Source organism: Streptomyces corynorhini, from assembly GCF_003346515.1.
Classification (GTDB): Bacteria; Actinomycetota; Actinomycetes; order Streptomycetales; family Streptomycetaceae; genus Streptomyces; species Streptomyces corynorhini.
Genome location: NZ_QQNA01000246.1, coordinates 1 through 19,262, shown reverse-complemented (window position 1 = coordinate 19,262; position 19,262 = coordinate 1). Strand labels below are relative to the sequence as shown.

17 protein-coding genes are annotated in these 19,262 nt (G+C 72.7%); 7 read left to right on the top strand and 10 right to left on the bottom strand.

Annotated features, from left to right (window positions below):
* Positions 1-8 precede the first annotated feature (8 nt).
* Positions 9-854 (bottom strand): TIGR02452 family protein, encoded by an 846-nt coding sequence (locus tag DVH02_RS26790; RefSeq protein ID WP_114626429.1) that lies wholly within the window; start codon positions 852-854, stop codon positions 9-11.
* 174 nt (positions 855-1,028) lie between these two features.
* Between DVH02_RS26790 and egtA the strand changes: the two genes are divergently transcribed.
* From egtA to egtD, 4 genes are read left to right on the top strand one after another with little or no spacing between them, the layout of a single operon-like run.
* The gene (egtA, locus tag DVH02_RS26785; RefSeq protein WP_114626460.1) at positions 1,029-2,303 is read left to right on the top strand and encodes an ergothioneine biosynthesis glutamate--cysteine ligase EgtA; all 1,275 of its coding nucleotides are present in this window, start codon (positions 1,029-1,031) and stop codon (positions 2,301-2,303) included.
* The gene (egtB, locus tag DVH02_RS26780; protein WP_114626428.1) at positions 2,300-3,658 is read left to right on the top strand and encodes an ergothioneine biosynthesis protein EgtB; all 1,359 of its coding nucleotides are present in this window, start codon (positions 2,300-2,302) and stop codon (positions 3,656-3,658) included. Before egtA ends, egtB begins: the two co-directional genes overlap by 4 nt.
* The gene (egtC, locus tag DVH02_RS26775) at positions 3,658-4,416 is read left to right on the top strand and encodes an ergothioneine biosynthesis protein EgtC (RefSeq protein ID WP_114626427.1); all 759 of its coding nucleotides are present in this window, start codon (positions 3,658-3,660) and stop codon (positions 4,414-4,416) included. Before egtB ends, egtC begins: the two co-directional genes overlap by 1 nt.
* Complete coding sequence (gene egtD, locus DVH02_RS26770) at positions 4,413-5,375, top strand: L-histidine N(alpha)-methyltransferase (protein ID WP_114626426.1); 963 nt, start codon at positions 4,413-4,415, stop codon at positions 5,373-5,375. Before egtC ends, egtD begins: the two co-directional genes overlap by 4 nt.
* Here the strand turns inward: egtD and DVH02_RS26765 are convergent.
* From DVH02_RS26765 to DVH02_RS26755, 3 genes are all read right to left on the bottom strand, one after another.
* On the bottom strand, positions 5,270-6,196 hold the full coding sequence (locus DVH02_RS26765; protein WP_114626425.1) for a lysophospholipid acyltransferase family protein: 927 nt from the start codon (positions 6,194-6,196) through the stop codon (positions 5,270-5,272). The two genes, egtD and DVH02_RS26765, sit on opposite strands and share 106 nt — an antisense overlap.
* Positions 6,193-7,038 carry a GNAT family N-acetyltransferase gene (locus DVH02_RS26760; protein WP_114626424.1) on the bottom strand — a complete coding sequence of 282 codons (846 nt, stop codon included), beginning with the start codon at positions 7,036-7,038 and terminating at the stop codon, positions 6,193-6,195. The genes DVH02_RS26765 and DVH02_RS26760 overlap by 4 nt, the downstream gene beginning before the upstream one ends.
* Before the next feature lie 183 nt (positions 7,039-7,221).
* A complete protein-coding gene (locus DVH02_RS26755; protein ID WP_114626423.1) occupies positions 7,222-8,469 on the bottom strand; it encodes an extracellular solute-binding protein in 1,248 nt (415 codons plus the stop codon).
* A gap of 354 nt (positions 8,470-8,823) precedes the next feature.
* Here DVH02_RS26755 and DVH02_RS26750 point away from each other — a divergent pair, with 354 nt between their 5' ends.
* Together DVH02_RS26750 and DVH02_RS26745 are read left to right on the top strand one after the other, a co-directional pair.
* Positions 8,824-9,039: a dodecin gene (locus DVH02_RS26750; protein ID WP_114626422.1), complete on the top strand. Its 216-nt coding sequence runs from the start codon at positions 8,824-8,826 to the stop codon at positions 9,037-9,039.
* 52 nt (positions 9,040-9,091) lie between these two features.
* Positions 9,092-10,111 (top strand): LLM class flavin-dependent oxidoreductase, encoded by a 1,020-nt coding sequence (locus DVH02_RS26745; protein WP_114626421.1) that lies wholly within the window; start codon positions 9,092-9,094, stop codon positions 10,109-10,111.
* 4 nt (positions 10,112-10,115) lie between these two features.
* Here the strand turns inward: DVH02_RS26745 and DVH02_RS26740 are convergent, their stop codons facing one another.
* Genes DVH02_RS26740 through DVH02_RS26730 form a run of 3 tightly spaced genes read right to left on the bottom strand, consistent with a single transcriptional unit; the run spans position 10,116 to position 13,559 of the window.
* On the bottom strand, positions 10,116-10,862 hold the full coding sequence (locus DVH02_RS26740) for a succinate dehydrogenase/fumarate reductase iron-sulfur subunit (RefSeq protein ID WP_114626420.1): 747 nt from the start codon (positions 10,860-10,862) through the stop codon (positions 10,116-10,118).
* Positions 10,859-12,817, bottom strand: a complete 1,959-nt coding sequence (locus DVH02_RS26735) for a fumarate reductase/succinate dehydrogenase flavoprotein subunit (protein WP_114626419.1) — start codon at positions 12,815-12,817, stop codon at positions 10,859-10,861. The genes DVH02_RS26740 and DVH02_RS26735 overlap by 4 nt, the downstream gene beginning before the upstream one ends.
* 1 nt (position 12,818) lies before the next feature.
* Positions 12,819-13,559: a succinate dehydrogenase gene (locus tag DVH02_RS26730; protein WP_114626459.1), complete on the bottom strand. Its 741-nt coding sequence runs from the start codon at positions 13,557-13,559 to the stop codon at positions 12,819-12,821.
* Between the two features lie 94 nt (positions 13,560-13,653).
* Here DVH02_RS26730 and DVH02_RS26725 point away from each other — a divergent pair, with 94 nt between their 5' ends.
* A complete protein-coding gene (locus DVH02_RS26725; RefSeq protein ID WP_114626418.1) occupies positions 13,654-14,595 on the top strand; it encodes a LysR family transcriptional regulator in 942 nt (313 codons plus the stop codon).
* Between the two features lie 22 nt (positions 14,596-14,617).
* On the opposite strand, the gene DVH02_RS26720 is transcribed toward DVH02_RS26725, so the two are convergent.
* From DVH02_RS26720 to DVH02_RS26710, 3 genes are all read right to left on the bottom strand, one after another.
* Positions 14,618-16,783 (bottom strand): putative bifunctional diguanylate cyclase/phosphodiesterase, encoded by a 2,166-nt coding sequence (locus DVH02_RS26720; protein WP_114626417.1) that lies wholly within the window; start codon positions 16,781-16,783, stop codon positions 14,618-14,620.
* Positions 16,783-17,592 carry an SAM-dependent methyltransferase gene (locus tag DVH02_RS26715; RefSeq protein ID WP_114626458.1) on the bottom strand — a complete coding sequence of 270 codons (810 nt, stop codon included), beginning with the start codon at positions 17,590-17,592 and terminating at the stop codon, positions 16,783-16,785. Before DVH02_RS26715 ends, DVH02_RS26720 begins: the two co-directional genes overlap by 1 nt.
* Before the next feature lie 206 nt (positions 17,593-17,798).
* Entirely contained in the window at positions 17,799-18,770 is a 972-nt protein-coding gene (locus DVH02_RS26710) for an SCO0930 family lipoprotein (RefSeq protein WP_114626416.1), read from the bottom strand.
* Positions 18,771-19,262 lie beyond the last annotated feature (492 nt).

Here is a 19,262-nt window from a genome sequence, read left to right as displayed (position 1 = left end):
GCCGGGCGTCAGCTCTCCAGCACCCGCCGGAACGCCATGAGAGTGGCCTGCTCCGGTGTGCGGTCCAGGACCGCGAAGACCGCCTCGTCGAAGCGGTCCGCGAACCGGCCGCCGCCGGTCAGGAGCGCCGCGAACGACCCGGCGACCGTCGCCGGGTCGTTGCGGAAGACCCCGCACCCCCAGGCGCCGAGCACCAGCCGCCGGTAGCCGCGCCCGGCCGCCGTCTCCAGCACCCGCTCCGCGCGGGCGGCGAGCGCGGAGGCGATCAGCGGCACCTCGCCGGGGAGGTTCCGCGCGATCACGCCCGCGTTGGGCGCGGCGGCGGTCAGGAACCCGGCCTCGTACGGCGTGTCGAGCAGTCGGCCCCGGTCGTCGCGGAAGACCGGGACGCCGGGCGAGTGGATGACCCGGTCGCTGTAGAACGGGCTGGGTTCGGCGCGGTGGTGCGCGTAGAACTCGGGCGCCCGCCGCAAGGTGGCGTACAGGGCGGAGCCCCGGCACAGGGCCTCCTCCTGCGCCTGCGCGCCGTTGAGGTAGCCGCCGCCCGGGTTGCGCGCCGAGGCGAAGTTGAGGACGGCGACCGCGCCGGGGCCCGTTTCCGTCAGCCGCCGGGCGGCGTCGAGGCTGGACTCGCCGGTGACCTCGACGGTGGCCTCGGCCCGCGCCGCCCGCGGGTGCGTACCCCGTTCCCGAGGGGGCGGGGCGACCGGTCCCGGGCCGTACATCCTCGTGCCCGCCACGGCCGCGTCCACGGCCCGGCGCAGGTCGATGTCGCGGCCGTCGGCCGTCCGGTATCCCCCCGTTCGGACGATCTCCTCGGTTTCCTTCGCGATCCCCCGCAGCCGTGCGCTCATAAGACGGATCCTGAGTGAACGATCTCCCTCGGGGCAACCGGATTTCTGACAGAACAGTGACCATGGGGCACTCTTGTGCGAAGCGGCGAGAGTGGCTTTAGGTTGGACGAAGCGCTCCGCTCCCGCCATCCGGGACGGAGTCCGGTCATGGTCTTCGACAGAAGGATCCGGCCCATGTCATCCGATTGTTTCACCGACGAGGGACCGCCCCTCGGCGAGAGCGACGCCGAGGATCTGCTCCACGGCATCTGTTTCAAGACGGGCCCGCCCCGCACCGTGGGGGTGGAACTGGAATGGCTCGTACACGATCTGCGCGCCCCTGAAAGAGCGGTACCGGCCCACCGCCTCACCGAGGCGTTCGACACGCTGCGTACCCTGCGCCTGAACTCCGCACTCACCTTCGAACCCGGCGGCCAGCTGGAACTCAGCTCGGCCCCCGCCGGATCGCTGACGGAGTGCCTCACCACCACCGCCGCGGACCTCGACGCGGTACGCCCCGTGCTCCGCGCGGCGGGACTCGCGCTCGCGGGCATCGGGCAGGACCCCTGGCTCTCCCCGCACCGCATGCTGCGCGAGCCGCGCTACGACGCCATGGAGACCTACCTCGACCGGATCGGTCCGGCCGGGCGCGCCATGATGCGCACCACCGCCTCCATCCAGGTGTGTCTGGACGCGGGCCACGAGGAGCCGGGGCCGCTCGGTTACGCGAGACGCTGGCAACTCGCCCATCTGCTGGGCGCGGTGCTGGTCGCCGCGTTCGCGCACTCCTCCATGCGCGGCGGCGGCCCGACCGGCTGGCGCTCCACCCGTCAGGCGCTCTGGTCCGCGCTGGACCCGGCCCGTACGAGGGCGCCCGCCGCGCGCCACGACCCGCGCGCGAGCTGGACCGCGCACGCCCTGGACGCGCCGGTGATGTGCATCCGGGCGCAGCAGGGGCCCTGGACGGTGCCGGAGGGGCTGACGTTCCGGCAGTGGATACGGTCGGGCGCGCCGCGTCCGCCGGTCCGCGCCGATCTCGACTACCACCTGACGACGCTCTTCCCTCCGGTGCGTCCGCGCGGCCATCTGGAGCTGCGGATGATCGACGCCCAGCCGGGCGAGGACGGCTGGATGGTGCCGCTCGCCGTGACCACGGCGCTCTTCGACGATCCGGAGGCGTCCGAGACCGTCTACCGCACCGTCAAGCCGCTCGCCGAGACGGCGGGCGGGCTGCCCGCGCCGCACAACCCCCTGTGGGTCAACGCGGCGCGCTACGGGCTGGCGGACCCGGAGCTGCACGCCGCGGCGCTGGTCTGTTTCGCCACCGCCCGGGAGGCGCTGCCGCGCGTCGGGGCGTCCCCGGCCGTTCAGGAGGCGGTCGCCGCGTTCACCGAGCGCTATGTGGTACCGGGCCGCTGTCCGGCCGACGATCAGCCCGCCTCCGTGACCGGGAAGGACCTCCGCACATGACCGACACCACCGGCCACGCCCCGTCCGCCGAGGCGGTCGACGTCTCCACCGAGCTGCTGCGCGGGCGGGCCGTCACCACGCTGACGGCCGCCAGGGACCGGACGGCCCTGCTGACCTCCTGCGTGGACGACCACGACCTGACGGCGCAGCACTCGCCGCTGATGTCGCCGCTGGTCTGGGACCTGGCGCACATCGGCAACCAGGAGGAGCAGTGGCTGCTGCGGGCCGTCGCGGGACGTGACGCGATACGCCCCGAGATCGACTCCGTCTACGACGCGTTCGAGCATCCGCGTGCGGCGCGGCCCACGCTGCCGCTGCTGCCGCCCGCCGAGGCGCGCGCCTACGCCGCCGACGTACGGGGGCGGGTGCTCGACGTCATCGAGCGCTCCCCGCTGCGCGGCGGGCCGCTGCTGGACGCGGGGTTCGCGTTCGGGATGATCGCCCAGCACGAGCAGCAGCACGACGAGACGATGCTCATCACCCACCAGCTGCGCCGGGGGCCCGCCGCGCTGAGCGCTCCGCCGCCGCCCGCCGGGGACACGGCGGGGCTGCCGGACGAGGTGCTCGTACCGGCCGGTCCCTTCACCATGGGCACGTCCACGGAGCCGTGGGCGCTGGACAACGAACGCCCGGCGCACCAGCGGCTGGTGCCCGCGTTCCACCTCGACACCGTCCCGGTGACCAACGGCGCCTACCAGCGCTTCGTCGAGGACGGCGGCTACACGGACGAGCGCTGGTGGGCCCCCGAGGGCTGGGCGCAGATCCGGGAGCACTCCATCGGCGCGCCGCTGTTCTGGCGGCGCGAGGGCGGTCGGTGGCTGCGCCGCCGCTTCGGCACGGTGGAGCCGGTCCCGGCCGACGAGCCGGTGCTGCACGTGAGCTGGTACGAGGCCGACGCGTACGCCCGCTGGGCGGGGCGGCGGCTGCCGACCGAGGAGGAGTGGGAGAAGGCCGCCCGGCACGATCCCGTCTCCGGCCGCTCGCTGCGCCATCCGTGGGGCGACGAGGACCCGGGCCCCGACCACGCCAACCTCGGCCAGCGCCATCTGCGGCCGGCCCCGGCGGGCAGCTATCCGCGCGGGGCGTCGCCGCTCGGGGTGCGGCAGCTGATCGGGGACGTCTGGGAGTGGACGTCGAGCGACTTCCTGCCGTATCCGGGGTTCGTGGCGTTCCCCTACCGCGAGTACTCGGACGTCTTCTTCGGCAGCGCGCACAAGGTGCTGAGGGGCGGCTCGTTCGCGGTCGGTGAGGTGGCCTGCCGGGGCACGTTCCGCAACTGGGACCTGCCGGTGCGCCGGCAGATCTTCTCCGGGTTCCGCACCGCGCGTACCGCCGCGCCCGGCGAGGGCGCCTGATGTGCCGTCATCTCGCCTATACGGGCCCGGCGGTGGCGCTCGGGGAGCTGGTCGTCGAGCCCGCGCACGGGCTGTACCGGCAGTCGTGGGCGCCGCGCAGGCAGCGGCACGGGACGGTCAACGCCGACGGGTTCGGGGTGGGCTGGTACGCCGAGGACGATCCGGTGCCGGCCCGCTACCGGCGCGCCGGGCCGATCTGGGCCGATCCCGGGCTGACCGATCTGGCGCGGGTGGTCCGCAGCGGGGCGCTGCTCGCGGCGGTACGGGACGCGACGCTGCCGAGCGCCGACGGGGAGGCCGCCGCCGCGCCGTTCGCCGCCGGGCCGTGGCTGTTCAGCCACAACGGCTCGGTGAGCGGCTGGCCGGGCTCGCTCGCGGCCCCGGCCGGGACCCTGCCCGCCGAGGAGCTGCTGTCGCTGGCGGCCCGCAGCGACTCCGCGCTGGTGTGGGCGCTGCTGCTGCACCGGCTGCGGGCCGGGGACGAGCTGGGGCAGGCGCTGGCCGACACGGTGGCGGAGGTGGCGCGCGAGGCCCCGGCCTCCCGGCTGAATCTGCTGGTCACCGACGGCGCGCGGATCGCGGCGACCGCGTGGGGCGACTCCCTGTGGTATCGCGCCGATCCGGGCCCGCGTTCGGTGGCGGTGGCCTCCGAGCCGTACGACGACGATCCGCGCTGGCGCGAGGTCCCCGACCGCACCCTGGTGACGGCGACCCGCGACGACGTCCTGCTGACCCCTCTCAAGGAGCCCTCCGCGTGAGCCCGTTCCAGCTGACCCGCACGCTCCCCGAGGACGCCACGGACGCCGCGCTGCGCGCCGACGTGCTCCAGGGGCTGACCCGCACCCCCAAGACACTGCCTCCGAAGTGGTTCTACGACGCCCGGGGCAGCGAGCTGTTCGACGAGATCACCACGCTGCCCGAGTACTATCCGACCCGCGCCGAGCGGGAGATCCTCCTCGACCGGGCCCCGGAGATCGCGGCGGCGACCGGGGCGCGCACCCTGATCGAGCTGGGTTCGGGCTCGTCCGACAAGACCCGGCACCTGCTGGACGAGCTGACCGGTCTGGTGAGCTATGTGCCGGTCGACGTGAGCGAGAGCGCGCTGAACGGCGCGGCGGCGGCGCTGCTCGCCGAGCGGCCGGGGCTGCGGGTGCACGCGCTGATCGCCGACTTCACGCACGCGCTGACGCTGCCCGCCACCCCGGGCCCCCGGCTGGTCGCGTTCCTCGGCGGCACGATCGGCAATCTGCTGCCGGCGGAGCGCGCGGAGTTCCTGGCACTCGTACGGACGCTGCTGGAGCCCGGGGACGCGCTGCTGCTCGGCACGGATCTCGTCAAGGACGAATCCGTACTGGTCAGGGCGTACGACGACGCGGCCGGGGTGACGGCGGCGTTCAACAAGAACGTGCTGACCGTCATCAACCGGGAGTTGGGCGCGGACTTCTCCCCCGCCGACTTCTCCCATCTGGCGCGCTGGGACCCGGAGCGGGAGTGGATCGAGATGCGGCTGCGGGCGCGGCGCGCTCTGAGCGTGAAGATCCCGGAACTGGATCTGGTGGTGCACTTCGCGGCGGGCGAGGAGGTGCGTACGGAGGTGTCGGCGAAGTTCCGTCAGGACCGGGTGCGGGACGAACTGCGCGGTGCGGGGATGGAGTTGAGGTATTGGTGGACGGACGGGGCGGAGCGGTTCGCGCTGTCGCTGGCCACGGCGGTGTGAGCGGGGCCCGGCCGCCCCGCGGCGCTGCCGGTCACGGCTGAGCGCGCCGCTTCCGCGAGGGAGCGGCGGTCGGTGTGGCGCCCGGCGGGGATGAGCGGCAGGACCGTGATCTCCGCCGTGAGCCCGCCGGCCGTCACCACCCGCCACAGCGAGGCCGGCAGGCTGTCGTCGCCGATGTAGGCCGGTGCGCCGGACGGGGTTCCGCGCTCCGTGCGGTAGGTGATCCGTACGGGTCTGACGGCGGCGCCCGCGTCCAGCGCGGCCTGGAAGACCGCCCGGGTGAACGGGCCCTGGTCCTGGCCGCACCAGGTGCACCCCTCGGGGAAGACGGCCACCCGTGAGCCCGCGGTGAGCGCGGCGGCCAGGGCCCCGACGGTGGCGGGCAGCGCCCGCAGCCGTTCCCGTTCCACGAAGAGGGTGCCGCCCCTGGCGGCCAGCGCGCCGAGGACGGGCCAGCGCCCTATCTCGCTCTTGGCCAGCATCCGGGCGGGAAACACGGCGGCCAGCAGCGGTATGTCCAGCCAGGAGATGTGGTTGGCGACGACCAGGACGCCCGTGCCGCGCGCGGGCGCGGCCCCGGCACCCCGCACGTGGACGCGCAGGCCGAAGAGCCGCAGCACCGTACGGCACCAGCGCCGGGTCAGCCGGTCGCGCGTCCCGCCGGGCAGCGGGGCGAGCAGCGGGGTGAGCAGGGCCCCGGCGAGCACCAGCAGGCACCCGGCCAGCAGCCGGCCGACGGCGGTCACCGGGCCGGTCGCGGGGCCCCGGTGGACGGCGCAGTCGCCGGGGGTGCAGGGGGCGGTGGGCAGCCAGACGCTCATGCCGCGGGCGCCAGCGAGAGGAAGTGGCGCAGATAGTGGGGGTTGGTCCGGCGCATCGAGAGCAGGACGTACAGGTCGGCGACGCCGAACTCGGGGTCGTGGGCGGGCGCCCCGCACACCCAGGCGCCGAGCCGCAGATAGCCGCGCAGCAGCGCGGGCAGTTCGGCGCGCGCGGCGCCGGTCGCGGTGGCGGTCGCGGTGGCGGTCGCGGCGCCGGTCGCGGCGGTGGTCGCGGCGGCGCCGGGGGTCCACAGCCGGTGCGGGGTGACCCCGTACTCCTCGGGCGCGAGGTGTCTGTCCTTCACGGTGTTCCAGGTGGCGGCGGCGAGCGCGCCGCCGTCGGCGAGCGGTACCGAGCAGCAGCCGGCCAGCCAGTTGTGGCCGCTGGTGGTCATGTAGCGGGCGAGTCCGGCCCAGATCAGGGCGATGACCGCGCCGGTGCGGTGCAGCGGGTGGACACAGGAGCGGCCGACCTCGACCAGGTCGTGCCGGATGGGGGCGAGCCGGGCGAGGTCGAACTCGCCGTCGGAGTAGATCCGCCCGGCGGCCCGCGCGCCCTCGGGCGGCAGCAGCCGGTAGGTGCCCACGACCTCGCCGCTCGACTCCTCGCGGACCAGCAGGTGGTCGCAGTAGGCGTCGAACGCGTCGCTGTCCAGGCCGGGCTCCGGCCCGTCGAGGCGGGCGCCCATCTCCCCGGCGAAGACCAGGTGGCGCAGGCGCTGCGCGTCCCGTACGTCCTGCTCGGTGCGGGCGAGTGAGACGACGTAGCGCGGCTCGGCCCCGGCGGGACCGGTCGGGCGCGGGGCGGGCAGGGGAAGCGGGGCGGGGGCGACGGCGGTCATGGCGGACTCCTGTGCCGGTGGGGAGAAGCGGTCGCCGGGGCCCGCCGCTGACGCGACGGCCCGGCACCTCGTTTCTTCCGTGACCGGCTGGATTCGATATGACCGGACGGCGGAGTACGGATGTGGGAAAACTGAATCCCGGAAGTGCCCTGTCCCGCCGGGGTCAGTCCAGGAGCGCCGCGGTCAGTCCAGGAGCGCCGCGGTGATGGCCTCGGAGGCCGTCTTCGCGGCCTCCTTCGGGTTCCGGCCCTGGAGAACGGCCGTCATGTACGGCTTGATGGGGTTGTCGGACTCGACGTTCGCCCACTGCGGTGAGTTCGGGGTGGCCCGCCCACGCGCCGCGCCCACGGCCATCGCGGCGGTGCTCTCGTCGCCCTCGATCACTCCGGCCAGCGTCGTCTTGTTCGGCACGTAGCTCATGGCCCTGGCCAGCTCGCTCTGCCACTTCTCGCCCGCCAGGGCCTTGACCACGTCGACGGCGGCGGACCGGTGGCCGGCGTTCTGCGGCACGATCAGATCGGATCCGCCGGTGAACACGGCGCCCGGTTTGCCGGCGGTCTTGCCCGGGATGGGGAAGAAGCCGAGGACGCCCTTGAGCGCGGGGTTCTTCTCCTCGATGATCCGGGCGGCGCTGGGGGTGGCGATGATCTGCGCGACATCGCCCTTGGCGAAGACCTCCGGCTGCGGCGGCGTCGCCTCGTCGGAGTCCTTCGGGCCCTTGCCCAGCGCCTGGAGGTCCTTGTAGAAGGCCATGCCCTTGAGCGCGGCGGGCGAGTCGACGGTCCCCTGGAACTGGCCGCCGGACTCGACGGCCAGTTCGCCGCCCTCGTCCCAGATGAACCCGGCCAGGGTGTACCAGTCCTGACCCGCGAGGTAGATGCCCTGGTTGCCGCCGGTGTTGAGGTCGGCGGTGTCGGCGAGCCAGCGCGCCCGGGTCTTGGGCGGCTCCTCGATCCCCGCCTGCGCGAAGAGGTCCTTGTTGTAGATGACGACCCGGTTGGCGGCGTACCAGGGAATGCCGAACTGGGCGCCGCTGATGCTGCCCGGCTGGGCGAGTCCGGGCAGCCAGTCCTCGCCGCCCAGGTCGCGTACGGACTCCAGGGTGAGATCGCGCAGATTGCGGCTCTGCGCGTACTGCGCGACCTGGGTGTTGCCGACCTCGATGACATCGGGTGGATTGTCGCCGTCCAGCGCGGTCAGCACCTTCTCGCCGATGCCGGTCCACTCCTGGATCTTCACATCCAGGGTGACGGAGGGGTTCTCCTTCTCGTACTCGCTCACGAAGCGCTGGAGGAAGTCGTCGGAGACGCTGTCCTTCATCAGCCAGACGGTGACCGTGGCGGAATCGGCCCCGCTGCCCGGCAGCATGCCGCAGCCTGCGAGCGCGAGGGAGAGCAGAGCCACGGAGCAGACGCGACGGCGATTCTTCACGTAGGTCAACCTTCTTGCGTGGTGGCACGAGAGCGTGATGGCACGAGGAGAGAGCCCGACGTGGGGGATACGAAAAGAATTCGCACGGGTGTTGGGGAATTTTGGTACGGACCAAAGGTCGGGTCAACCCCCACAGGCGGGCTGCCGCGGGCCGCGACACGCCCGGCGGCGGCCCCGGCGGGCGCGGCACGGCGCTGACCACGGCGTACCGGCGTCGGCCACGTCGGCGGCGTACATCTCGCGGAGCGCCGTCCCGTGGGGCACGGTGGAGTGACAGCGCGCCCCGCGGCCACGCGACGGAGCCGCCGAGGGCGGAGACGGACGTGTCGGTGGCAGACACAGAGGAGAGGCCCCATGTCCCAGCACACCTACCGGGTCACCGAGATCGTCGGCACCTCCCACGAGGGCGTCGACGACGCCATCCGCAACGGCGTGGGCCGCGCGGCCAGGACGCTGCGCGGTCTGGACTGGTTCCAGGTGACCGAGGTACGCGGTCAGATCGTGGACGGCGACATCGAGCACTACCAGGTGGGGCTGAAGGTCGGCTTCCGGCTGGACGACGAGGTGTGAACGCGGCGGGCGGGCCGGGGAATCCTCGCGGCGCCGCGTTGTTGAACAGTGCGTGAGCCTCCTGTCGACCGTCCCGTTCTCCGTACTCGACCGCTCCCACGTCCGCCGGGGCGAGGCGGGCCCGGCGGCGCTGCGCGGCACCGTGGAGCTGGCCCGGCGGATCGAGGCGCTCGGTTACCACCGCTTCTGGGTCGCGGAACACCACGGCGTGCCGGGCATCGCCGGTTCCGCGCCCACGGTGCTGGCCGCGGCGGTCGCCGCCGCGACCTCGACGATCCGGGTCGGCACCGGCGGGGTGATGCTGCCCAACCACCGGCCCTTCGTGGTGGCCGAGCAGTTCGGGGTGCTGGAGTCGCTCTTTCCCGGCCGGATCGACATGGGTCTCGGGCGTTCGGTCGGCTTCACCGACGGAGTACGGGCGGCGCTGGGCCGGGAGAAGCGGGACGCCGACGACTTCGCCGGTCAACTCGCCGAGCTGCTGGGCTACTTCACCGGCGGCCAGGAGCCGGGTCCCCGAGTGCGGGCCCGCCCCGCCGAGGGGCTGCGGGTGCCCGCGTTCGTGCTCGCCACCGGGAAGGGCGCGCGGGTCGCGGCCGGGGCGGGGCTGCCGCTGGTGATCGCCCCGGTGCGGGGCGAGGAGGCGATGCTGCGGGCGATCGAGGAGTACCGCGCGGGGTTCCGGCCCTCCGCGTGGGGCGAGCGGCCCCATGTCGTCGTCTCCGGTACGGTCGCGGTCGCGGCCGGTACCGAGGAGGCGCGCGACCTGCTGTTGCCGGAGGCGTGGGCCACCGCGTACTCCCGTACGCGCGGCGAGTTCCCGCCCCTCGTCTCCGCCCGGACGGTGCGGGAGACCGTCATGACGGAGCGCGAGCGCGCCCTGTTCGAGGAGGCGGCGCGCGGGCGGACGCACGGCACGGCGGACGAGGTCGCGGCGGGCCTGGAGAAGCTGCTCGGGCGCACCGGGGCGGACGAGTTCCTGGTCACGACGAGCACGTACGACCGCGCCGCGCTGCTCGACTCCTACCGTCGGCTGGCGGCCCTGCTGGGGCGGCGTGGGCCGGGAGCCGTGTGACGGCCTACCGCGCGCCCCGGCGCGCGGCCCGCAGCCACTCCTTGTTCATCGCGGCGATCGACGGCAGCGGGATCCCCTTCGGGCAGGCCGTGGCGCACTCCCCCGCGAGTGTGCAGCCGCCGAAGCCCTCCTCGTCCATGGTCGCGACCATGTCCAGCACCCGGGTCTCGCGCTCCGGCGCGCCCTGCGGCAGCACGTTGAGGTGGTTGACCTTGGCCGAGGTGAAGAGCATCGCCGAGCCGTTGGGGCAGGCCGCGACGCAGGCGCCGCAGCCGATGCACTCGGCGTGTTCGAAGGCGAAGTCGGCGTCGGGTTTGGGCACCGGGGTGGCGTGCGCCTCGGGGGCGGCGCCGGTGGGCGCGGTGATGTAGCCGCCGGAGCCGATGATCCGGTCGAAGGCGGAGCGGTCCACGACGAGGTCCCTGACCACCGGGAAGGCCCCGGCGCGCCAGGGCTCCACGTCGATGGTGTCGCCGTCGGCGAAGTGCCGCATGTGGAGCTGGCAGGTGGTGGTGCGCTCGGGGCCGTGGGCGTCGCCGTTGATGACGACGCCGCAGGCGCCGCAGATGCCCTCGCGGCAGTCGTGGTCGAAGGCGACGGGCTCGTCGCCCTTGAGGATCAGCTCCTCGTTGAGGGTGTCGAGCATCTCCAGGAAGGACATGTCCTCGGAGATGCCGTCGAGGGGGTAGGTGACCATGGCGCCGGGTGCGTCGGCGCCGGGCTGGCGCCAGACGCGCAGGGTGAGCCTCATGCGTAGCTCCGCTGGGTGGGGTGGACGTACTCGAAGACGAGGTCTTCCTTGTGCAGGACGGGCGCACGGCCGGTGCCGGCGAACTCCCAGGCGGCCGCGTAGGAGAACTCCTCGTCGCGCCGCTCGGCCTCACCGCCCTCGGTCTGCGACTCCTCGCGGAAGTGGCCGCCGCAGGACTCGGCGCGGTGCAGCGCGTCGAGGCACATCAGCTCCGCCAGTTCGAGGTAGTCGACCAGGCGGTTGGCCTTCTCCAGCGACTGGTTGAGCTGCTCGCCGCTGCCCGGCACCTTGATCCGGCGCCAGAACTCCTCGCGGATCTGCGGGATCCGGTCGAGGGCCTTGCGCAGACCGGCCTCGGTGCGGGCCATGCCGCAGTGTTCCCAGAGGAGTTCGCCGATCTCCTTGTGGAAGGAGTCGGGCGTGCGGTCGCCGTCCACGGCGAGCAGCAGCCGCAGCCGGTCCTCGGTGTCCGCGAGGGTCTCCGCGACGGCGGGATGGGAGGCGTCGAGGGCGTCGTGGCGCGGGTGGCGGGCGAGGTAGTCGTTGATGGTGGACGGCAGGACGAAGTAGCCGTCGGCCAGGCCCTGCATGAGGGCGGAGGCGCCGAGCCGGTTGGCCCCGTGGTCGGAGAAGTTGGCCTCGCCGATGGCGAAGAGCCCGGGGACGGTGGTCTGGAGGTCGTAGTCGACCCACAGCCCGCCCATCGTGTAGTGGATCGCCGGATAGATCCGCATCGGGACCTCGTACGGGTTCTCGGCGGTGATCCGCTCGTACATCTCGAAGAGGTTGCCGTACTTCTCCTCGACCGCCGTGCGGCCGAGCCGGGCGATGGCATCGGCGAAGTCCAGGTAGACGCCCTGCCCGCCGGGGCCGACGCCGCGTCCCTGGTCGCAGACGTTCTTCGCGGCCCGGGAGGCGATGTCGCGCGGGACGAGGTTGCCGAAGGCCGGGTAGATCCGCTCCAGGTAGTAGTCGCGTTCGTCCTCGGGGATCTCGCCGGGCGGCCGCTGGTCGCCGGGCGCGGTCGGCACCCAGATCCGGCCGTCGTTGCGCAGGGACTCGCTCATCAGCGTCAGCTTGGACTGGTGCTCGCCGGAGCGCGGGATGCAGGTGGGGTGGATCTGGGTGAAGCAGGGGTTGGCGAAGTGGGCGCCGCGCCGGTGGGCCCGCCAGACGGCGGTGGCGTTGCTGTTCTTCGCGTTGGTGGAGAGGTAGAAGACATTGCCGTAGCCGCCGGAGGCGAGGACGACCGCGTCGGCGAAGTACGGGGTGATCTCGCCGGTGATCAGGTCGCGGGCGACGATGCCGCGCGCCCGGCCGTCGACGACGAGCAGGTCGAGCATCTCGGTGCGCGGGTGCATCTCGACAGCGCCCGCGGCGATCTGCCGGGACAGCGCCTGGTAGGCGCCGAGGAGGAGTTGCTGCCCCGTCTGGCCGCGCGCGTAGAAGGTGCGGGAGACCTGTACGCCGCCGAAGGAACGGGTGTCGAGCAGGCCGCCGTACTCGCGGGCGAAGGGCACACCCTGGGCGACGCACTGGTCGATGATCTCGACGGAGACCTCGGCGAGGCGGTGCACGTTGGACTCGCGGGCGCGGAAGTCGCCGCCCTTGACCGTGTCGTAGAAGAGGCGCTGTACGGAGTCGCCGTCGTTGCGGTAGTTCTTCGCCGCGTTGATGCCGCCCTGGGCGGCGATGGAGTGGGCGCGGCGCGGGGAGTCCTGGTAGCAGAACTGGACGACGTGGTAGCCCTGTTCGGCCAGGGTGGCTCCGGCGGCGCCCCCGGCCAGCCCCGTACCGACGACGATGACGGTGTGTTTGCGGCGGTTGGCGGGGTTGACGAGCTTCGCCTCGAAGCGGCGCCGGTTCCAGCGTTCGGCGACGGGGCCGTCCGGCGCCTTGCTGTCGGTGATCGGCTCGCCGGTGGTGTATTCGGCGTAGCGGGTGGGTTCGGTCATGTCAGCTCACCACTCCGGTCATGACGGCGACGGGTACGGCGACGAAGCCCGCTGTCAGCACCAGCGCCAGCGCGTTGGCCGTGGCCTTCAGCATGCGCTCGCGGGTGGCGCTGCCCACGCCGAGGGTCTGGGCGGCGCTCCAGAAGCCGTGCTGGACGTGGAGGCCGAGGGCGAGCATCGCGACGAGGTAGACGGTGTTGCCGTACCAGGTGGAGAAGGTGTCGATCACGTTCTGGTACGGATGGCCCGGCTGGAAGCCGCCGGAGTGCACGGTGCCGGTCGTCAGGTCGAGGATGTGCCAGACGATGAACAGGGCGAGGATGATGCCGCCCCAGCGCATGGTGCGGGTCGCGTAGCTCGCGCGGCGGCGCCTGTGCGCGTATCCGGTCGGGCGGGCGGCGAGGTCGCGGCGGCTCAACTGGTAGGCGCAGACCGCGTGCAGGACGACGGCGGCGACCAGGACCAGCCGGACGATCCACAGCGCCCACTCGTAGTGCAGGATCGGTTCGCCCATGGTCCGCAGCCAGTGCGCGTAGCCGTTGAACTCCGCCGCACCGAAGAAGATCTTCAGATTGCCGAACATGTGCGCGACCAGATAGCCGAGCATGATCAGGCCGCTGACGGCCATGACCGCCTTCTTGCCGATCGTCGATCCCCACAGGGTGCGGACCGCGGACGGTCGTCCGTCCGCCCGTTTTCGGTCCGTCCGCTGTTTTCGGTCCGTCCGCGTCGCCAGAGCCATGAGCAGCACGTTAGGCCGCCTCGGCCAAGAGGTCCAAGACATGCTCCGGCTCATCTCCATAGGCAGCGCCTATCGTGCGCGTATCCTCGGAGGTATGCAGCTCCAGCAGCTCCTGTACTTCGTGGCCGTCGCCGAGACCCGGCACTTCACCCGCGCCGCCGAACGGGTCCATGTCTCGCAGCCCTCGCTCTCCCAGCAGATCCGGGCGCTGGAGAAGGAGCTGGGCGCCGAGCTGCTGAGCCGCGCCCGGGGCAATGTCTCGCTCACCGACGCGGGCGAGGCGCTGCTCCCGCTCGCCCGGCGCATCCTGGCCGACACCGAGACGGCCCGGGTCGAGGTGCAGGAGCTGGTGCAGCTGCGGCGCGGCCGGGTCAGGCTGGGGGCGCCGCCCAGCCTGTGCACCGGGCTGCTGCCCGACGTGCTGCGCACCTTCCACGATCTGCACCCGGGCATCGAGCTGCTGATCGAAGAGAGCGGCTCGCACGATCTCGTCAGGGAGCTGGCGCGCGGGGCGCTCGATCTGGCGCTGGTGGTGATGCCGCTGCCCGCCGGGTCCCCCGCGCTGACCACGGTCGAGCTGCTCCACGAGGATCTGGTGGTGGTCTCCTCGGTCACCGCGCCCGCGCCCCAGGACCCGGTCGCCGTGGCCGGTCTGGAGGGCCAGCCGCTGGTGATGTTCCGGCACGGCTACGACCTGCGGGACCTGACGGTGGCCGCCTGCCGCGCCGCGGGCTTCGAGCCGTCCTTCACCGTGGAGGGCGGCGAGATGGACGCCGTCCTCGGCTTCGTACGGGCCGGTCTCGGCCTCGCCGTCGTACCGAGCATGGTCGCGGCGCGCACCCCCGAACTGCGCGTCACCGCCCTGGCCCGGCCGGGGCTGCGCCGTACCATCGCGCTCGCCCACCGCAGCGACGTCGCACCGCCGCGCGCCGCCCGCGAGCTGCAGAAGGTCCTGCTGGACTCGGAGCGAGCCACCAGGACCGCCCGGACCACCGCGGCGGCGGTCCGGGCTCCGCAGGGACCGGAGGGACGCTGAGAGCCGGTCGGACGGCCCGCGCTCAGACGGCGTCGGCCAGCAGCAGCGTGTGCAGCCGCTCGGGCGGCCCCGGCCGGGCGTAGTACCAGCCCTGTGCGGTGTCGCAGCCGAGCCGGCGCAGATGGTCGGCCTGCGCCCCGGTCTCCACGCCCTCGACCGTCACGGCCAGTTCCAGGCTGTGCGCGAGCGAGACGATCCCCTCGACGATCTTCAGATCGACCGGGTCGGCCGGGTGCTGCTGCATGCCCTGGGTGAAGGAACGGTCCAGCTTGAGCACGCTCACCGGCAGCCGGCGCAGATTGGCGAGGTTGGAGTAGCCCGTGCCGAAGTCGTCCAGCGCGATGTCCACGCCCATCTCGGCGAGTTGGCGCAGCGGCTTGAGCAGGTCCTCGTCCGCGCCGATCAGCGCCGACTCGGTGACCTCCAGGCACAGGCCGCCGGGCGGCAGGCCGATCCGCTCCAGCACCTCGACGGTGTCGGCGACCAGACCGGGGTGGTGGAGCTGGGCGGGCGACAGGTTCACATTGACGCGCAGCGGCATCCCGAGCGCGCCCTCGGGCAGCTGCTGCTGCCAGAACCTGGCCTGCCGTACGGACTGTTCGAGCACCCAGCGGCCGAGCGGGACGATCAGTCCGGTGTGCTCCGCGAGCGGGATGAACCGGTCGGGGCCGAGCACGCCGTGCTGCGGATGGGACCAGCGCACCAGCGCCTCGGCGCCGTGCACCGTACCGTCGTCGAGCCGCACCAGCGGCTGGTACTCGATGAAGAACTCGCCGCGCTCCAGGGCCGCCGGGAGCGCCGTGGTCAGCCCGTGGCGGGTGATGGCGCGGGCGTCGGCCTCCGGGTCGGCCAGCTCGAAGCGGTTGCCGCCCGCCGCCTTGGCCCGGTACATGGTGATGTCCGCGCTGCGCAGCACCTCGGCGGGGCTGCGTCCGGCGGCCGGGCCCTCCACGATGCCGATGCTGCCCCGGACGGTGAACTCGCGGCCTTCGATCCGGATCGGCGAGGCGAGCACGGCCAGGATCCGGGAGGCCAGTTCGGAGACTCCGCCGCGGGTGTCGGGCCCGGTGGTCAGGGCCACGAACTCGTCGCCGCCGATCCTGGCGACCATCTCGCCCGAGGCGGTGGCGCAGCTCTGCAGCCGGTCGGCGACCTCGACCAGCAGCCGGTCGCCCGAGGAGTGGCCGAGGCTGTCGTTGATGGCCTTGAAGCCGTCCAGGTCGAGGTAGCACAGGCCGAAGCGCGCGTCGCCGCCCGCGGCGAGCGTCTTCTCCAGGCGTTCGAAGAACAGCGTCCGGTTGGGCAGTCCTGTCAGGGCGTCGTGGGTGGCCTCGTAGCGCAGCCGCAGATGGAGCAGCCGCCGCTCGGTGGTGTCCTCCATCAGCGCCAGCTGGTACTGCGGGTCGCCCTCGGCGTCGCGCAGGAGCGAGAGCGTGAGGTTGGTCCACAGCACGGTGCCGTCGTTGCGGTAGAACGCCTTCTCGACCTGGAAGTGCTCGCGCTCGCCGCGCACCAGTTCGCCGTACATGCGCCAGACGTGGGGGGAGTCCTCGGGATGGACCCACTCGCTCACGTTGCGGCTGCGGACATGGTGTTCGAGGCCGCCGAACATCTGGGTGAGGGTGTCGTTGACCTCCAGGACCTTGCCGTCCAGGTCGGCGATGCCGATGCCGATGGCCGCGCCCTCGAAGACGGCGTGGAAGCGGGCCTGGGTGGCGTGCAGGGCGTCCTCGGCCTCGCTGCGGGCGGTGAGCGCGGAGCGGGCGATCGCCTCCTGCTCGGCGCGGGTGCGCTCGCGCAGCGCCTGGGCGTAACCGGCGGCCAGGGCGTGCTGGAGGCGGGCGCAGCGGGCCCGGTTGTCCTCGGTGGGGAGTTCGTCCGTACCGCAGTAGAGGACCAGATACGACTCGATCACGCCGAGGGTCCGGCCGAGGGCCTCGGGGTCGGTGCAGTGTCCTGCGATCAGGGCGGTGCCGACACGGGCGGCCGGTGCGGTGTCGAAGGGGTGCGCGTGCAGCGCCTCCCGCAACGTGCGGGCCAGCGGCAGGAGCAGCGTTTCGAATTCGGGGCGCGTCAAGGACGTGGCGGTGGCCGGGAAGATCGCCCGGCTCCAGATCGTCGCGAAACGCCTGACTCTGTCCTCCAGGCCGTCGGGGTCCGCCTCCGGGCCCGTCGCCTCCGGCACCATCACGCCTTGCGTCCCACGCCGGCGAAGCCGGAGAACGCGTAGGGGTCCTCCTCCTCGGCGGGGGAGTCGGGGCGCCAGTGGGGCATGGACACCAGGCCGGGGCGGACCGTCTCGAAGCCGTCGAAGAATCGGTTCGTCTGCTCGCGGGTGCGCATCACCAGCGGGTTGCGGATCTCCTCGTACACGGCGACCGCGCGGTCCGCCGTCTCCTCGGGGAGCGGGACGCCGTGGTGCGAGGCGTGGGTGAGGACGAGGAGGCTGCCCGGGGCGAGCGCGTCCCGCAGCTCGGCCACCGCGCCGTACGGATCGTCCCTGTCCTGCAGGAAGTGCAGGACGAAGTTGAGCAGCAGCGCCACGGGCCGGTCCAGGTCGAGCAGGTCCATCTCGGGGCTCTTGAGGAGCTGGGCGGGGCGGCGCAGGTCGGCGTTGACGACGGTGGCGCGGGGATTGTCTTCGAGGACGGCCCTGCTGTGGGCGACGGCGACCGGGTCGTGGTCGACGTAGACCACCTTGGCGTCGGGATTCGCGCGCTGCGCGACTTCGTGGACATTGCCGAAGGTGGGAATGCCGGAACCGATGTCGAGGAACTGCGTGACGCCTTCGTCCAGGGCGAAGCGCACCGCGCGGCGCATGAACGCGCGGTTCGACTTCATGATCGTCGGAAGGCCGGGCATGAATCCCATGGCCTTGCGCGCCGCTTCCCTGTCCACTTCGAAGTTGTGCGAACCGCCCAGATAGTAGTCATAAATGCGGGAAACGCTCGGCATCGATATATCGATGCTCTGCGGGGCCCAGGCGGGACGCTCCATCGAGATCTCCAACAAGTCGCCACGGGACACGGCCATGTACATGGCCGGTTGTTCGAGCCGAGGCTACTGATCGACCGCCAAGAGAGCGAGCCCAAACGGAAATTAGCGATCCGTTCTTGGTCACACGGTGGCGGAACGGCGACCGGGCCGCCGACGCGCACGAGGCGTGTCGACGGCCCGGCAGGCCGGGGCGGTCGGCGTGGGGACTACTTGGACGCCCCGACCAGCTTGGAGTCCGGCGAAACCGCGTACCAGGTGCCGCCAACGCCCTGGCCATTGGTGTCGCCCGGCTTCTTGTCGTCGGCGAAGGTGTAGATCGGCCAGCAGTCGATGGTCTGCTGCTTGATTCCGTCGGGCCGGTCGAAGGTCACGAAGCCCTTCTTGATGATCGCCGCGTCGGCGTCGTTCTTGTCGACGGGGGCGACAACCGGCCACTTGTCGAGGCACTCGCCGGTGCAGGCGGTCTTCATCGGCCAGGCGGAGTCCTTGGTGAACCGGTAGACGGTCATGCCCTTCGCGTCCACCACGATGTCGCCGAGCTTGGCGTCCTTGCGCACCGACAGGCCCTTGAGGTCGGCCGGGGCGGTGCCGCCCGCCGTGTCGCCGCCCGCGGCGCCGCCGCCGGCGGCCGCGGCCTTCTTGCCGTCGGGTGCGGAGGCGAACCAGGTGCCGCCCACTCCCTCGCCGTTGGCGTCACCGGCTGCCGCGTCCTTGGCGTAGCGGTACATCGGCCAGCCGTCGACGGTGAGCTGCTTGGTCCCGTCGGCGCGGGTGACCTCGCCGAGGAGTTGGGCGTCCGTACCGGCCGCGGCCTTGGCGTTGTCGGCGGTGACCACCGGCCACGCCTTCTCGCAGTCTCCCTCGCAGTTGGACTTCGGCGGACTGGCGGTGTCCTTGTCGAAGCGGTAGAGGGTGAATCCCTCACCGTCGGTGAGGACCTTGCCGAGCTTCGCGTTGGTGGCGACGGCGAGCTGTCCGGCCGGCTTGGTGGCGGCGGTGTTCGCCGTACCCGCGTCCGATCCGTAGTCGCCGTCGGCCCCGTATCCGGCGTCGGCAGGCTTGGCCGCCCCGACGGACTGCCCGTTGGTGTTGGTGCCCTGGTCCTGACCGCACGCCGTCGTCAGGGCCAGTACGGCCGCCGCGGTGACCGCGAGCGAGGCGTTCCGCCAGGTGTTCATGTCAACTCCTGTTGTCAGTAAGCCAGTTGCCGCGCCGATCTGCGCCGCTTCCTGGCCTTGAGTACGCGGCGGGGGCGGGCCCGCGTTCAACGCGGCCGAAAAAAACTTGTGGAACCTCGTGAAGCCCTCGCCAAATAGCACCTATTCGGGGGAATCCGAACGACTTCCGGCGTGCCGAGGCCGAAAGAGGAACAAGCTCCCGCCCGTGTACGGATCGCTCGTCGGACGGCTCCTCGCAGTCGCCGCACTCATATCTCTGTCGGCCACCCCCGCCACCGCGGACAGCTGTGCCCACGCCTCCGGCGGAGCGGGCGGTTCCGCGTGGGCGTCGGCGGGCGTCGGGCGCTGCTCGCCGCCCCCGACGCCTCCCCCGCCGCCCGAGCCCCCGAAGCCGCCGCCCACACCGCCGCCTCCGCCACCCCCTCCCCCGCCACCACCGACACCGCCGCCTCCACCGCCGCCACCGAGCCCGCCGCCGCGGCCCACGCCGCC

Coding starts and splice junctions, on each gene's coding strand:
- DVH02_RS26715 (WP_114626458.1), bottom strand. CDS start 17,592: ATGGAGCGTCCCGCCTGGGCCCCGCAGAGCATCGATATATCGATGCCG.
- DVH02_RS26760 (WP_114626424.1), bottom strand. CDS start 7,038: ATGACCGCCGTCGCCCCCGCCCCGCTTCCCCTGCCCGCCCCGCGCCCG.
- DVH02_RS26765 (WP_114626425.1), bottom strand. CDS start 6,196: ATGAGCGTCTGGCTGCCCACCGCCCCCTGCACCCCCGGCGACTGCGCC.
- egtB (WP_114626428.1), top strand. CDS start 2,300: ATGACCGACACCACCGGCCACGCCCCGTCCGCCGAGGCGGTCGACGTC.
- DVH02_RS26725 (WP_114626418.1), top strand. CDS start 13,654: ATGCAGCTCCAGCAGCTCCTGTACTTCGTGGCCGTCGCCGAGACCCGG.
- DVH02_RS26750 (WP_114626422.1), top strand. CDS start 8,824: ATGTCCCAGCACACCTACCGGGTCACCGAGATCGTCGGCACCTCCCAC.
- egtC (WP_114626427.1), top strand. CDS start 3,658: ATGTGCCGTCATCTCGCCTATACGGGCCCGGCGGTGGCGCTCGGGGAG.
- DVH02_RS26735 (WP_114626419.1), bottom strand. CDS start 12,817: ATGACCGAACCCACCCGCTACGCCGAATACACCACCGGCGAGCCGATC.
- DVH02_RS26730 (WP_114626459.1), bottom strand. CDS start 13,559: ATGGCTCTGGCGACGCGGACGGACCGAAAACAGCGGACGGACCGAAAA.
- egtA (WP_114626460.1), top strand. CDS start 1,029: ATGTCATCCGATTGTTTCACCGACGAGGGACCGCCCCTCGGCGAGAGC.
- DVH02_RS26740 (WP_114626420.1), bottom strand. CDS start 10,862: ATGAGGCTCACCCTGCGCGTCTGGCGCCAGCCCGGCGCCGACGCACCC.
- DVH02_RS26720 (WP_114626417.1), bottom strand. CDS start 16,783: ATGGTGCCGGAGGCGACGGGCCCGGAGGCGGACCCCGACGGCCTGGAG.
- DVH02_RS26790 (WP_114626429.1), bottom strand. CDS start 854: ATGAGCGCACGGCTGCGGGGGATCGCGAAGGAAACCGAGGAGATCGTC.
- DVH02_RS26710 (WP_114626416.1), bottom strand. CDS start 18,770: ATGAACACCTGGCGGAACGCCTCGCTCGCGGTCACCGCGGCGGCCGTA.